The organism is Streptomyces liliiviolaceus (assembly GCF_018070025.1).
Classification (GTDB): Bacteria; Actinomycetota; Actinomycetes; order Streptomycetales; family Streptomycetaceae; genus Streptomyces; species Streptomyces liliiviolaceus.
Window position 1 is genome coordinate 7952808 of record NZ_JAGPYQ010000001.1, and the last position, 13173, is coordinate 7965980.

Consider the following 13173-nt stretch of genomic DNA (forward strand, 5'->3'; position numbering starts at 1 on the left):
GACGGTCTGCGCGACCGACACGGACGACTGCTGTCGACCCTAGCGGGATCGCGCGTCGATCGCGGTACGGACTCAGATGCCGACCTTGATGCGCGAGAAGCGCTTCAGGGTGACACCGGCCTCGTCCAGGACCTTCTGGACGGACTTCTTGTTGTCGAGCGCGTACGGCTGACCGAGGAGGGTGGCCTCCTTGAAGAAGCCGTTGACGCGACCCTCGACGATCTTCGGGAGCGCGGCCTCGGGCTTGCCCTCGGCGCGCGTGGTCTCCTCGGCGACGCGGCGCTCGGACTCGACGACCTCGGCCGGAACGTCCTCACGGGAGAGGTACTTCGGCGCGAAGGCGGCGATGTGCTGCGCGATGCCCTTGGCAAGACCGGCGTCGGCCTTGTCCAGCTCGACCAGGACACCGATCTGCGGGGGCAGGTCGGGCATGGTGCGGTGCATGTACGCGGTCACGTAGGCGCCGGAGAACTGGGCGAAGCGGTCGAGGACGATCTTCTCGCCCAGGTTCGCGTTGGCCTCGTCGACGAACGCCTGGACCGTCTTGCCGGACTCGATCTCCGAGGCGAGGAGCGCCTGGATGTCGGCCGGGGAGGTCGCGGCGGCGTGCTGGGCGATCTGGTTGGCGACGGCCTGGAACTTCTCGCCCTTGGCGACGAAGTCCGTCTCGCACTTCAGCTCGACCAGGACACCGGCGGTGTTGTCGTCGGCGATGATGGAAACCACGGCGCCGTTCTCGGCGGAGCGGCCCTCGCGCTTGGCGACGCCCTTCTGGCCCTTGATGCGCAGCGCCTCGACGGCCTTGTCGACGTTGCCGTCGGCCTCGTCCAGCGCCTTCTTGCAGTCCATCATGCCGGCGCCCGTGAGCTCACGGAGCTTCTTGACGTCGGCGGCGGTGTAGTTCGCCATGATCTGTGAATCTCTTCTCGGAGTTCGAAGTCTCGGAGTCGGCGTCCGCCGCTGATCGGGCGGGCGTCCACCGAAGATCTACGGGCTGGGGGTGAACGGCGGGCGACGCACCAGGCGCCGCCCGCCCTCACTCAACCGTGACGCTGGATCGTCAGGCCTGCTCGGCCGCGGCCGGCTTCTCAACCTCGGCCTCGGCGGCAGCGGGAGCCTCGGCCTCAGCGGCGGGGGCCTCGGCAGCGGGGGCCTCGGCGGCCGGAGCCTCGGCGGCGGGCGCCTCGGCAGCGGGCGCCTCGGCAGCGGTCTCGTCGGCCTTCTTCTCGCCGCCCTCAAGCAGGTCGCGCTCCCACGCGGCGAGCGGCTCGCCCGCGGCCTTGTCACCCTCGGCGGCCTTGCCGGCGCCGGAGCGGGCGATGAGGCCCTCGGCGACGGCGTCGGCGATCACGCGGGTGAGCAGGGTGACGGAGCGGATCGCGTCGTCGTTGCCCGGAATCTTGTAGTCGACCTCGTCGGGGTCGCAGTTGGTGTCGAGGATGGCGACGACCGGGATGTTGAGCTTCCGGGCCTCACCGACCGCGATGTGCTCCTTCTTGGTGTCCACGATCCAGACGGCGCTGGGCACCTTGGACATCTCGCGGATACCGCCGAGGGTCTTCTCCAGCTTGGCCTTCTCGCGGGAGAGGACGAGCAGCTCCTTCTTGGTGAGGCCGGACGCGGCCACATCCTCGAAGTCGATCTGCTCAAGCTCCTTGAGGCGCTGCAGACGCTTGTAGACGGTCGAGAAGTTGGTGAGCATGCCGCCCAGCCAGCGCTGGTTCACGTAGGGCATGCCGACGCGGGTCGCCTGCTCGGCGATGGCCTCCTGCGCCTGCTTCTTCGTGCCGACGAACATGACCGTGCCGCCGTGGGCGACGGTCTCCTTGACGAACTCGTAGGCGCGGTCGATGTACGACAGCGACTGGAGCAGGTCGATGATGTAGATGCCGTTGCGCTCGGTGAAGATGAAGCGCTTCATCTTCGGGTTCCAGCGACGGGTCTGGTGACCGAAGTGGACGCCGCTTTCCAGCAGCTCCCGCATCGTGACGACGGCCATGGCCGTACTCCTTGGTGTTCTCGGTTGTGCCGCGTCCGCCGGACGGCGGTCGCGCCTGACGCCCGCATTGCGCCTTGCCACGAGGGACCGAGGGGCGCTGACATCGGCTGTTTGACGGCCTGATGTCGGGGCGTGCGAAGTCGACCCGGTGACCCGGATCGCCACAAGAAGTGTACGGGACCCACGGGGTGCCGGGTGACGCCGCTGTCCACAACCGACGGGTACTCCACAGATCCTGACCATGATCCCTTTTTTCATGCCGTCCGAGGCACGGTTCTCGCATGCGAGCAGACCATTTCCTTCGTACGGGACCGGCGCCGCGGCCTGCCATGACGATGCCGACCGTGAGGGCGCGCGCCATGGCGGTGCGTGCCATGGCGGTGGCCGCCGTGCTGGTGCTCGGTCTCCTGCTGGGCCTCGCCCTCGGCTGCGGCGGGCCGGCGGCCGTCGCCCGCGCCGGCGACCCCGGCGCGGGTGCCGGTGGGGGTCCCGGGAATCCCGGGGGTCCCGGCGGTCCCGGCGGTGCGGACCCGCCGGTCCCCGCCGTCGGCAGCGCCTGGCCGGTGGGCTCGCGCCCGCCGGTGGCGCGGGGCTGGGAGCCGCCCGCGACCGTCTACGGCAGGGGCCACCGGGGCGTCGATCTCACCGCGGCCCCCGGCACCCCGGTCCGGGCCGTCGCACCGGGCCGCGTCTCCTTCGCCGGCCGGGTCGCGGGCCGCGGGGTCGTCTCGGTGGAGCTGACCGGCACGGGCACCCCGCCCCTGCGCACGACGTACGGGCCGGTGGCGGCGACGCTGAAGAAGGGCGCCGAGGTGACGGCGGGCGAGGTGGTCGGCGTACTGGAGCCGCCGACTTCCCACTGCCCGATGTCGTGCCTCCACTGGGGCCTGCGCCGCGGGGACACCTACCTGGACCCGCTGTCGCTGCTGCCCCCGTGGCTGCTGACCAGGGGCCCGTCACGTCTGCTGCCGGTCAGGGGCATCCCGGAACCGGAGCCGGCTGCGGCGCCGGGAGAGTAGGCGGCTGCGGCACCGGAAGCAGGGCCGGGGGTGGGAGCGGCACCGACGTGACGCAGCCGCCGTCAGCCGTCGGCCGTCCGTCGTCAGCCGCGCACGCCTCGCAGAGCCATCGCCACGGCGGCCTCGGTGATCACCCCGGGCTCCTCGGCCGCACCGAGCTCGATCCTGCGCACGGCCGCGTCCGCGATCCCCTGGAGCAGCATCGCGGCCATCCGGGGCTGCTCGTGCCCCATGTCCCGCAACGCCTCCACGATCATCGCGACGAGCCCCCCGTGCGCGGCGCGGATCTTCTCGCGCGCACCGGCGTCGAGCTCACTCGCGGAGATCGCCACGACGGCCCGGTGCCGCCGGTCCCCCACCAGGGCGAGCTGGCTGCGGACGTACGCCTCGACCTTGCCCTCGGGCGTCGCGGCCAGCGACATCGCGGTTTCGACCTCGGCGGCCCAGAGCGGGAAGTCGACCTCGCAGAGCTCTTCGACCACCGCCGCACGGGAACGGAAGTACTCGTACACGGAGGACCGCGCGAGACCCGTCCGCTCGGCGAGCGCCGGGAACGTCAGGGCCTCCGTCCCGCCCTCGGACAGCAGGGATCGCGCCGCGTCCAGCAGGGCGGCTCGCTGCATCGACCGGTGCTCGGCCACGGAGGCCGCTCGAATCCTTGGCACGCCCCCACTTTACGGACGCCCCGCCCAGGACGGGAGACTCTCGCCCGGGTGCACCGCGATCAGCCGCAGATCAGCGGCACCGGACCGAAGGGATTTCTCCCCTCCGGACCGTCCGACCGATCCCGACCGACAGGGCTCCCGCCCGCCCGCGAGAAGGCCCGGCGAGGGACGATTCAGCGAGGTCAGCGAGGCGGCGGGGTCAGCGCCCGAAGCTCGCCAGTTTCGCCCGGAGCTGGAGCACGGACTTGGTGTGGATCTGGCTGACGCGGCTCTCCGTCACCCCGAGCACATTGCCGATCTCGGCGAGCGTGAGGCCCTCGTAGTAGTAGAGGGTCACCACGGTCTTCTCCCGCTCGGGCAGCGTGTTGATGGCCCGTGCCAGGAAACGCCGCAGCTCACGGTCCTCCGCGACCTCCACCGGATTGTCGGCCGCGGTGTCCTCAAGGGTGTCCATCAGGCTCAGCCGGTTGCCGCCCTCACCGCCGACATGCAGCAGCTCTTCCAGGGCCACGACGTTGGCCAGCGACAACTGGCCGAACACCGCGTGCAGTTCGTCGACCGCGATCCCCATCTCGGCGGCCACCTCGCACTCCGACGGCGTACGCCGCAGCCGCGCCTCCAGCGTCGCGTAGGCCCGCTCGACATTGCGCGCCTTCTGCCGCACGGACCGGGGGATCCAGTCCAGTGCCCGCAGTTCGTCGATCATCGCGCCCCGGATCCGCGTGATCGCGTACGTCTCGAACTTGATCTCCCGCTCGATGTCGAACTTCTCGATGGCGTCGATCAGCCCGAACACGCCCGACGAGACGAAGTCCGCCTGCTCCACGTTGGGGGGCAGACCCACGCTCACCCGGCCTGCCACGTACTTCACCAGCGGCGAGTAGTGCAGGATCAGCTGCTCGCGCAGCCGCCCGTCGCCCGTGGTCTTGTACGACCTCCACAGCTCGTCGAGCGTCGAGGGGGCGGGCGGCCGCACGCCGCCGTCACGGGCGGCGGGGGGAACCGCCGCCCGGTCGGACCCGGAGGTGTGCTGGGGCATGCGTCGCCTTGTGCCGTTCTGCAGTGAACTGTGAGTGACTGCGTGAGCTGTCGGTCTGATGTCGAGTTGCCTGTCTGAGTCGGAATCCATGTGAGCGTAGCGTGACTGGAGAGTCGCAGTGTGCGAACAGTGCTGGACTCACCGTGCGCAGATACGTTCCGTCGGCCGTCCGGCACAGGTGTGGCCGTCGCCGTGCGTGACCTCTGCAGAGCGTCAACTACGGGAAAACCCAGGGGCTTCGGGGTGTAGCCCGGACGGCCGAACACTCTCGGTCAGCGTCACCTCCGATCCGTGCCGATGGACAGAGCGGCCTGGCGTGTCAACTTCCAGCCGTCGCCGTGTCGTTCGACGAAGCCAAGTGAGCGGAGTTCGTACAGTCTCGCGACCGCGTCGTCCTCCGTGGTCCCGGCGTGCCTGGCGATGTCCTGCCGCGACGCCGTCTCCCGGGCCGGCAGCGCGGCCAGCACCCGGGCGGCGTCCGGGTCCAGGAGGTCGCGCGGCAGCACCGGTCCGCGCCGGGCCGGGGCCAGCTCGCCCATGTCCCCGATCAGCTCGGCCACTTCCGCGGCGTCGGTGACCAGCACCGCGTCCCCGCGCAGGAGTTCGTGCACGCCCGCCGAGAGACCGCTGGTGGCCGGCCCCGGTACTCCCATCGTGAATCTGCCCAGCCGCTGGGCGGCCCGGGCGGTCGCCAACGCACCGCTGCGGTACGCCGCCTCGACGACCACCGTGCCGCGCGTCAGCGCCGCGATGACCCGGTTCCGCAGGATGAACCTGCTCGGGGTCGGATGATCGCCGGGCGGCAACTCCCCGACCACCAGACCCTGTTCGGCGATCCTGGTGATCAACTGCGTGTGACCGCGCGGATAGGGCCGGTCGACCCCGCAGGCGAGTACGGCGACGGTGGCGCCGCCCGCCCCGAGAGCGCCCCTGTGCGTCGCGCCGTCCACGCCGTAGGCGCCTCCCGACACCACGACCCACCCCCGCTCCGCGAGCCCCGCACCGAGCGCCGACGCCATGTGGGCGCCGTACTCGGTGCAGGCCCGTGCCCCCACGACGGCGACGGAGCGCAGCGCCCATATCCGCAGGTTGGGCAGCCCCCGCACCCAGAGTCCGACGGGCCTGGCATCCCCCAGGTCGTCGAGCTGCGCGGGCCACTCGGGATCGCCGGGGCACACGAACCGTGTCCCGCTGTCCCGCGCCACCGCGAGGTCGCGCTCCGGGTCCGCCCGCTCGGCCCGGGCCCGCAGGCCCGCCCATCGCACGTCCGTCACACCGGGCAGCCGCTGTCCGCCCCCGGTGAGGCGCCGGACCACCTCCCCCGTTCCGCACTCACGGAGCCATCGCCCGCAGACCTCGTCCCCCGGTTCGACGACCCGTGCGAGGAAAGCCCGGTGGAGCCGCTCCCCGTCCCCGCTCGCTCCGCCCACCGGGAAGCACTGGTTCACCGGGAGGCCCCAATCGCCATCGGCACCCCCCGGGGGACCCCGGTGCGCAGTTGCAGCGCGAGGGTCACGTCCGCCACTCCCGGCCGGTCGTGGCCGGCGAGATCCGCGACGGTCCAGGCGACCCGCAGGACCCGGTCGAGCCCCCGGGCGGTGAGCACACCGCGCTCCAAGCTGCGCTCGGCGTCGTCCATGGCGCCCGGGGACGCGTACCACCGGCTGCGGAGCTCGCGGCCAGGTACCTCGCTGTTCGTGCGCCAGGGGGTGTCCGTCAGGCGCGCGGCGGCCCTCGCCCTGGCCTCCCGGACCCGGTCGGCGACCGTCTGGGTGCTCTCGCCCCGCGCGCCCCGCTCCGTCAGCTGGGCGCGGGTGACGCGGTCCACCTCCACCCTCAGGTCGACGCGGTCGAGCAGCGGTCCGGAGAGGCGGGCCTGGTAGCGGCGGATCGTGGAGGGCGAGCACTCGCACAGGGTGTCCCGCTGGGAGAAGCGGCCGCAGGGGCAGGGGTTGGCGGCGAGGACCATCAGGAACCGTGCCGGGAAGCGCACGACACCCGCACTGCGCGCGATCACCACATGCCCGGACTCCAGGGGCTGGCGCAGTGCGTCGAGGGCCCGGCTGCTGAACTCGGGTGTCTCGTCCAGAAAAAGCACTCCTCTGTGAGCGAGCGACACCGCACCCGGCCGTGCCACCCCCTGGCCGCCGCCGACCAGCGCCTGCATGGTCGCCGAGTGGTGCGGGGCGCAGTAGGGGGCGACGTCGACCAGGGGTTTGCCCGGTGGCAGCAGGCCCGCGACCGAGTGGACGGCCGTGACCTCCAGGGACTCGCTCCGGCCGAGCCGCGGCAGGATGGCGGGCAGCCGCTCGGCGAGCATGGTCTTGCCCGCTCCCGGCGGCCCTTCCAGGAACAGATGGTGGCCACCGGCCGCGGCGACCTCCACCGCGGTCCGTGCCGAGAGCTGGCCCACGACGTCGGCGAGGTCGTGTTCGTGGTCGTGGTGCGCGGCGCCCATGCTGTGCATTCCGGTGGCCGCGCCCGTGCCCGGCATGCGCAGGCCGGCGAGCGGATCGGTCCGGCCCGGCTCGTCCGGATCCTCGTCGGGCACCGGTTCGTCCGTGAGGACCGCGATGAGCTGGCGGAGGCTGCGCACGCCGAGCACGGACACACCGGGTACCAGGGAGGCCTCGGCGGCCGCGCTCTCCGGCACCACCACCTGTTCGTATCCCGCCTCGGCGGCGGCCAGCACGGCCGGCAGCACCCCTCGTACTGGCCGGACCCGGCCGTCCAGGCCCAGCTCCCCGATCATCACGATGTCGGCGAGCACGCGGGGATCGATGCGCTCCGAGGCACCGAGGGCCGCGCAGGCGATGGCGAGGTCGAAACCGCTGCCGCCCTTGGGCACCGAGGCCGGGCTGAGGCCCACGGTGAGCTTCTTCTGCGGCCACTCGCCGCCGGAGTTGACCACGGCCGCCCTGACGCGGTCCTTGCTCTCCGTCAGGCTCTTGTCGGGCAGTCCCACCAGGGTGAACGCCGCCACGCCCGGCTCCAGGTCCGCCTGGACCTCGACGACGACACCGTCCACGCCCACGAGGGCCACCGAGCACGTACGCGCGAAGCCCATCAGGCCGCCCCTCGCACGTGCTCCACGACGGGGGCGCCGCGGTCGGGCAGCAGGACACCCACGACGTCGATACGGACGCCGCCGGGTGGAGCCCCTCCGTGTTCCTGCAGCCAGCGCTCGGCGAGACCGCGCAGACGCCGGGCCTTGACGGGGGTCACCGCGGCCATCGGATGCTCGAAGGGTCCCGCACGGCGGGTCTTGACCTCGCAGACGACCAGTGCGTCGCCGTCGCGGGCCACGATGTCGATCTCGCCGGCCCGGCCCGCGCGCCAGTTGCGCTGCAGGACCGTCATACCGGCCTCGGCCAGCCGCCGCGCGGCCAGGTCCTCGCCGTACCTGCCGAGCGCCTTGCGTGCCTTGGACGCACGGGGCGTGTCGGGCGCGTGGGGCGCCTCAGAAACCTTGGATGCCTTGGACGTCTTCATGTCGGCACCACCTCCGGCGCCAACACTGAGCCCCTCGCGATCCGCTGTTGGATCTTGGTGGACGGCCGCTCGACTGTGGACAACTCAGTCACCCGTACGAGCGGCCGCCGTAGGACTTACGGGATCGTCAGCCCCGTCCCGACTGCCCGGTCCTAGCTGCTGGGCAGTTCGAGGTCGCTCTTGTTCAGCTCCTCGATGTTCACGTCCTTGAATGTCAGAACGCGTACCTGTTTCACGAACCGAGCAGGTCGGTACATGTCCCACACCCAGGCATCCGCCATGGACACCTCGAAAAACACCTCGCCCTGAACCGAGTGCACCTGCATCTCGTAATCGTTGGTGAGGTAGAAGCGCCGTTCGGTCTCGATCACATATTTGAACAGACCGACGACATCGCGGTACTCCCGGTAGAGCTTCAGCTCCATCTCGGTCTCGTACTTTTCGAGGTCCTCGGCGCTCATGGCATGTTCCCCTTCAGCCGTGCGTCCCCCTATTGTGCGCCAGCCCCGCGAGCCCCTAGACGATTTCCGTGTCGAGGGTCTCGGGCCTGGCCGGGGGCCCTTCGTCGAGCAGCCTGAGCAGCAGCTCGGCGAGTCTGGTCGGATACACCGTCTCATGTGCCCGGGCAAGTTCCCGGCACGTCCACCAGCGCGCTCCGGCGACACTGCGCCGTTCCAGCTCGGTCAGCCCCGTGGCCTCGGTCGCCGTCTGCGTCGTACGGCCCAGGAAGTACCACTCGTCCTGGTCCCAGCGGCGCCCCGCGAACGGGAAGGAACAGGTCCGCCGCCACAGCACCGGACCCAGCTCGACCTCGGTGATGCCGGTCTCCTCCGCGACTTCCCGCAGGGCGGCCTCTTCGCGTGTCTCGTCGCCCTCCACACCGCCGCCCGGTGTGAACCACCAGTCGTCCGACGGGTCCTCGGGTTCATGCCCGTGCAGCAGCAGGATGCGGTCCTGCGGGTCGAGCAGGACCACCCGGGCGACCTTCCGCAGCTCGCCGAGATCACCGCCCGTCGGCAGCGACGCGTCAGCCGGCAAGGGCCCGCTCCCCCGCCCCCGTACGGCTGCGGCGGCGTGCCGACCGGTTGGCGACCGGCCCGTACGCGGCCCCGCCGAGGACGAGTACCGCACCCACCACGACCGCCGCGAGGACCAGGCGCAGGGGCCCCGGATCGGAGATGCCCCCGAGCGTCTCGAAGCCGGTGGGGCGGGCCAGCATGCCGTTCATGGGCCAGGCCACCGCGTCGACGCGCGCGTTCACCGCGCTGCGCGGCACCGTGCCGTTGCCTGCTTCCGTCAGGTGGGCGGTGGAGTCCAGCGAGCCGCTGCGCTCGTCGCCGAGCAGGAAGAGCCGGTCCTTGGGCACCTCGATGGAGGGAATCTTCGACGACTCGGCCGCGCTGCCCTCGGGCAGATACGGTTCCTCGATCTTCTTGCCGTTGACGGTCAGCTTGTCCTGCGTACAGCAGGCGACCGTGTCCCCGCCGACGGCGACGACCCGCTTGACCATGGGCATGTTGCCCCAGGTGGACTGCTTGAAGACGACGACGTCACCGCGCTGCACCTCGGAGCCGTCGATCCGCTCGGCGAGCACCCGGTCGCCGCCCGCGATGGTGGGCGACATCGAGTCGGTCGGCACGGTGTAGGGCTGGTAGACGACCGCTCCCCAGGCGAACCCACCGAGGAAGAGCACACAGCCGAGGGCCACGGCCAGCCCCGACAGCTTGCTGCCGAGCCGTCCGCGGCCCTCGTCCGTACGACTTGTCCCGCTCATCCCAGTGCTCCCCAACTCGGAGAATCGACCTCGCGGCCCAGGTCGGGCCGCGGAAGATCGGCGTCTGGGACGGCACCCTACCCGGCGGTACGCGACCCAGAAACCCTGGTGTTCCCGACGGTAAGGCGACGCCTGCGCCACAGCACCAGCGGCACCGCGCCCACGAACCCGAGCGCACCCGGAGCGGCGGCGGTCAGGTTCTGGTCGAAGGTGTCCGGCACCGGAAGCGTCGACCAGCGGGTGGGCGGCCAGGCGACGACGATCGCGCGGCCCACCACGTTGTCCACGGGGACGAAGCCCTGGTGCTTGTCCTGCTGGTGGTAACGGGAGTCCAGCGAGTTCTGCCGGTGGTCGCCCATGACCCAGATTTTGCCTTCGGGAACCTTCACCTTGAACTGGCCGCCGGCGTCGTCCATCGTGCAGGGCGTGTTCCCCGGGTACACGTAGGGCTCGTTCAGCGCCTTGCCGTTGACCTTCAGCGGGCCAGTGCCCTTGCACTCGACGGTGTCGCCGCCGACTCCGACGACGCGCTTGATGAGGTCCTTCTCCTCGGCGGAGGGCATCAGGCCGATCCAGCTGAGGGCCGTCTGGATCGCGTTCGGGCTGGGCGTCGGCTCGCCCGCCAGCCACTCGTCGGGGTCGTTGAAGACGACGACCTCGCCGCGCTCGGGCTCCGAGCCGAACCACGGGGTCAGCTTGTCGACCAGGACGCGGTCACCCTGCTGGAGGGTGTTCTGCATCGAGTCCGAGGGGATCGAGAACGCCTGCACCAGGAAGGACTTGATCAGCAGCGCGAGAACCAGCGCGATGCCGATGAGCAGGGGAAGTTCCTTCCAGAAGGACCGCGGCTTCTTCGGCGCCGGGGCGGTCCCTTCGGGGTCCCGTCCGTCCCCGCCGTTGTCGTGACCGGAGTCATCTCCGGGGGTCACGGCGTCCTCGCCGGCCGGCGGGGCCGACTCTTCGGATCGCGCCGGTCGCTCCTCGGGCCCCTCGTGTCCGGATCGTGCGCCGACCGCCAAATCCCCCACATCCACTCCTCACTCCGTGCCGCCGCCCGCGCCGGATACGACGCAGGCCCACCACTCCCATAACGAGCGGGAGTTCCGCAGGGATCGGGAGCGGGATCAATCCGTATCGATCCGCGGTGGCCACCCTATGCGACGTGTCGAGTGCGGTGGTCGCTCCACCGGCCACGTCGGGCACGGACGCGTAGGTGTCGGGTTCCTTGAGCTGAGTCCAGTGACCGATGGGCCAGGCGATGACCATGGCACGGCCCACGACGTCCTCGGAGATGGTGCCGTTGTACTTCTCGGTGCGGTGGAAACGGGAGTCCGCGGAATTGGACCGGTGGTCGCCCATCACCCACAGGCGCCCCGCCGGCACCTTGACCTCGAAGACCAGCGAGGAGGGTTTGTCGCCGGGGTTGATGTAGGGCTCGTCGAGCGGCATTCCGTTGACGGTGACGCGGCCCTGGGTGTCACAGCACTTGACGGTGTCGCCGCCGACCGCGACGACCCGTTTGATCAGGTCCCGGTCGTTGTCGGAGGGCAGCAGGCCGATGAAGGTCAGCGCCTCCTTGACCTGCTTGACGACGATGGGGTCTTCCTTCTTCGCCGTCGGCTGTTCGTCCTCCAGCCAGCCGCCGGGGTCCTTGAAGACGACGACGTCGCCGCGCTCGGGCTTCGAGCCGAACCACGGGGTCAGCTTGTCGACCAGGACACGGTCGCCGATCCGGATCGTCTGCTCCATGGAGCCCGACGGGATCACGAAGGCCTGGACGAGGAACGTCTTCAGGACGAGTGCGATGAGCAGCGCGACGCCGATCAGGAGCGGTATCTCCTTGACCGCGGAGCGCTGCCTGCGCCGCTTGACCCGCCGGGCCAGCTTGCGCCGGTCGGCCCGGCCGGGCATCACGGGGCCGCCCGTGCGCCGGGAGCCCGTGGGCAGGAGGTCCTCGGCGGCACTGTGGGTGCCGCGGGGCTTGCCGCGGTTACCCATGGACACCGTCCACGGCCTTTTGCCCGCTCGTCCCTGACAGGGACGAGCGAGGGGGCGAGCCCGCGGCGTCGGGCACGCGCGCGTAGCCGTCGGCCCGTTCGAGACCGGTCCAGTGGCCCAGCGGCCAGGCGACCCAGTCGGCTCTGCCGATCACGTCGTCGACGGGGATCATGCCGCCGCCCGGGGAGCCGAGGTGGTCCCGGGAGTCGCTGGAGTCGCCGCGGTGGTCACCCAGGACGAAGAGGGTGCCGTCGGGGACGACCACGTCGAAGCGCACTTCGGACGGCTCGTTCCCCGGGTACAGAAACGTCGACTCGTCGACCGAGCGGCCGTTCACCTCGATCCTCCCCTGCCTGTCGCAGCAGACCACATGGTCTCCCCCCACGCCGACCACACGCTTGATGTAGTCGGCGTCGCCGAAGTAACCGGTGCCGTCGAACACGACGACGTCACCGCGCCTCGGCTCAGCACCGAAACGGTACGCCAACTTATTTACGAGAACGCGGTCCCCGATCCTCAATCCCGGCTCCATCGAGCCACTGGGAATTTCGAACGGCTGGATCACGAACCGGGTGAGCAGCAGCAGGGAGAACAGACAGAACAGCACGGTCAGGGTGATCCGCCCGCCCGGCAGCCAGTCGGCGGCCCGGGCCACCAACGCGAAACGCGACCGTCCCTCCGCCCCCTGTGTGTCCGAGATCTCCTCGGATACGACGGGGTGGGAGGAGCGGTCGCGCTCCGTGTGCTGTGCTTCGGCGTCCATGTGGGCCAGATGCTATCCGGCCCTGACGAGGGACCCGGAGTGAGCTCAGTTGTCGCGCTTCTCCTTGATCTTCGCGGCCTTGCCGCGCAGCTCACGGAGGTAGTAGAGCTTCGCGCGACGCACGGCGCCGCGGCTGACGAGCTCGATCTTCTCGACGATCGGGGTGTGCACGGGGAAGGTGCGCTCGACGCCGACGGAGAAGGAGACCTTGCGGACCGTGAAGGTCTCACGGACACCGGCGCCCTGGCGGCGGATGACTACACCCTTGAACTGCTGCACACGGGAGCGGTTGCCCTCGATGACGCGCACGTGGACGTTGACGGTGTCACCCGGGCGGAAGGCCGGGACGTCGCTGCGCAGCGACGCTGCATCGACGGACGCGAGCAGGTTGGACATGATCGTCTGCTTTCTTCGCCGATGCCAC

Annotated in this window: 15 protein-coding genes; 1 reads left to right on the top strand and 14 read right to left on the bottom strand. The window is 70.7% G+C overall.

Going from position 1 to position 13173, the window contains the following annotated elements; translation table 11 throughout:
• Window positions 1-72 precede the first annotated feature (72 nt).
• The gene (gene tsf / locus J8N05_RS33680; protein ID WP_210889473.1) at window positions 73-909 is read right to left on the bottom strand and encodes a translation elongation factor Ts; all 837 of its coding nucleotides are present in this window, start codon (window positions 907-909) and stop codon (window positions 73-75) included.
• Window positions 910-1060: 151 nt separating this feature from the next.
• Window positions 1061-1999 (bottom strand): 30S ribosomal protein S2, encoded by a 939-nt coding sequence (rpsB, locus tag J8N05_RS33685; protein WP_210889475.1) that lies wholly within the window; start codon window positions 1997-1999, stop codon window positions 1061-1063.
• Between the two features lie 344 nt (window positions 2000-2343).
• Here rpsB and J8N05_RS33690 point away from each other — a divergent pair, with 344 nt between their 5' ends.
• Window positions 2344-3018, top strand: a complete 675-nt coding sequence (locus J8N05_RS33690) for a M23 family metallopeptidase (protein WP_247706616.1) — start codon at window positions 2344-2346, stop codon at window positions 3016-3018.
• Window positions 3019-3101: 83 nt separating this feature from the next.
• Here the strand turns inward: J8N05_RS33690 and J8N05_RS33695 are convergent, their stop codons facing one another.
• The 12 genes from J8N05_RS33695 to rplS all read right to left on the bottom strand — a co-directional run bounded on the left by J8N05_RS33695 (window position 3102) and on the right by rplS (window position 13145).
• Window positions 3102-3659, bottom strand: coding sequence for a TetR/AcrR family transcriptional regulator (locus J8N05_RS33695; protein ID WP_210890558.1), 558 nt, complete (start codon window positions 3657-3659; stop codon window positions 3102-3104).
• Window positions 3660-3882: 223 nt separating this feature from the next.
• Complete coding sequence (whiG, locus tag J8N05_RS33700; RefSeq protein WP_210889477.1) at window positions 3883-4722, bottom strand: RNA polymerase sigma factor WhiG; 840 nt, start codon at window positions 4720-4722, stop codon at window positions 3883-3885.
• 278 nt (window positions 4723-5000) lie between these two features.
• Complete coding sequence (dprA, locus tag J8N05_RS33705) at window positions 5001-6170, bottom strand: DNA-processing protein DprA (RefSeq protein ID WP_407699953.1); 1170 nt, start codon at window positions 6168-6170, stop codon at window positions 5001-5003.
• The gene (locus J8N05_RS33710) at window positions 6167-7789 is read right to left on the bottom strand and encodes a YifB family Mg chelatase-like AAA ATPase (RefSeq protein WP_210889479.1); all 1623 of its coding nucleotides are present in this window, start codon (window positions 7787-7789) and stop codon (window positions 6167-6169) included. The genes dprA and J8N05_RS33710 overlap by 4 nt, the downstream gene beginning before the upstream one ends.
• Complete coding sequence (locus J8N05_RS33715; protein WP_210889481.1) at window positions 7789-8214, bottom strand: YraN family protein; 426 nt, start codon at window positions 8212-8214, stop codon at window positions 7789-7791. Before J8N05_RS33715 ends, J8N05_RS33710 begins: the two co-directional genes overlap by 1 nt.
• Before the next feature lie 152 nt (window positions 8215-8366).
• On the bottom strand, window positions 8367-8675 hold the full coding sequence (locus tag J8N05_RS33720) for a DUF2469 domain-containing protein (RefSeq protein WP_055510545.1): 309 nt from the start codon (window positions 8673-8675) through the stop codon (window positions 8367-8369).
• A gap of 55 nt (window positions 8676-8730) precedes the next feature.
• On the bottom strand, window positions 8731-9252 hold the full coding sequence (locus J8N05_RS33725) for an NUDIX hydrolase (protein ID WP_247706617.1): 522 nt from the start codon (window positions 9250-9252) through the stop codon (window positions 8731-8733).
• Complete coding sequence (gene lepB / locus J8N05_RS33730; RefSeq protein ID WP_210889483.1) at window positions 9242-9988, bottom strand: signal peptidase I; 747 nt, start codon at window positions 9986-9988, stop codon at window positions 9242-9244. Before lepB (J8N05_RS33730) ends, J8N05_RS33725 begins: the two co-directional genes overlap by 11 nt.
• A gap of 77 nt (window positions 9989-10065) precedes the next feature.
• Window positions 10066-11016 carry a signal peptidase I gene (gene lepB, locus J8N05_RS33735; protein ID WP_210889485.1) on the bottom strand — a complete coding sequence of 317 codons (951 nt, stop codon included), beginning with the start codon at window positions 11014-11016 and terminating at the stop codon, window positions 10066-10068.
• Entirely contained in the window at window positions 10901-11986 is a 1086-nt protein-coding gene (gene lepB, locus J8N05_RS33740; protein WP_210889487.1) for a signal peptidase I, read from the bottom strand. Before lepB (J8N05_RS33740) ends, lepB (J8N05_RS33735) begins: the two co-directional genes overlap by 116 nt.
• Window positions 11979-12749: a signal peptidase I gene (gene lepB, locus J8N05_RS33745; protein WP_210889489.1), complete on the bottom strand. Its 771-nt coding sequence runs from the start codon at window positions 12747-12749 to the stop codon at window positions 11979-11981. The genes lepB (J8N05_RS33740) and lepB (J8N05_RS33745) overlap by 8 nt, the downstream gene beginning before the upstream one ends.
• A gap of 45 nt (window positions 12750-12794) precedes the next feature.
• A complete protein-coding gene (rplS, locus tag J8N05_RS33750) occupies window positions 12795-13145 on the bottom strand; it encodes a 50S ribosomal protein L19 (protein ID WP_107021806.1) in 351 nt (116 codons plus the stop codon).
• Window positions 13146-13173: the final 28 nt, after the last annotated feature.

Bases quoted from the DNA above. Each gene is read 5' to 3' on its own strand.
- rplS (WP_107021806.1), bottom strand. From the start codon at position 13,145: ATGTCCAACCTGCTCGCGTCCGTCGATGCAGCGTCGCTGCGCAGCGAC.
- rpsB (WP_210889475.1), bottom strand. From the start codon at position 1,999: ATGGCCGTCGTCACGATGCGGGAGCTGCTGGAAAGCGGCGTCCACTTC.
- J8N05_RS33715 (WP_210889481.1), bottom strand. From the start codon at position 8,214: ATGAAGACGTCCAAGGCATCCAAGGTTTCTGAGGCGCCCCACGCGCCC.
- J8N05_RS33710 (WP_210889479.1), bottom strand. From the start codon at position 7,789: ATGGGCTTCGCGCGTACGTGCTCGGTGGCCCTCGTGGGCGTGGACGGT.
- lepB (WP_210889487.1), bottom strand. From the start codon at position 11,986: ATGGGTAACCGCGGCAAGCCCCGCGGCACCCACAGTGCCGCCGAGGAC.
- lepB (WP_210889489.1), bottom strand. From the start codon at position 12,749: ATGGACGCCGAAGCACAGCACACGGAGCGCGACCGCTCCTCCCACCCC.
- whiG (WP_210889477.1), bottom strand. From the start codon at position 4,722: ATGCCCCAGCACACCTCCGGGTCCGACCGGGCGGCGGTTCCCCCCGCC.
- J8N05_RS33720 (WP_055510545.1), bottom strand. From the start codon at position 8,675: ATGAGCGCCGAGGACCTCGAAAAGTACGAGACCGAGATGGAGCTGAAG.
- tsf (WP_210889473.1), bottom strand. From the start codon at position 909: ATGGCGAACTACACCGCCGCCGACGTCAAGAAGCTCCGTGAGCTCACG.
- lepB (WP_210889483.1), bottom strand. From the start codon at position 9,988: ATGAGCGGGACAAGTCGTACGGACGAGGGCCGCGGACGGCTCGGCAGC.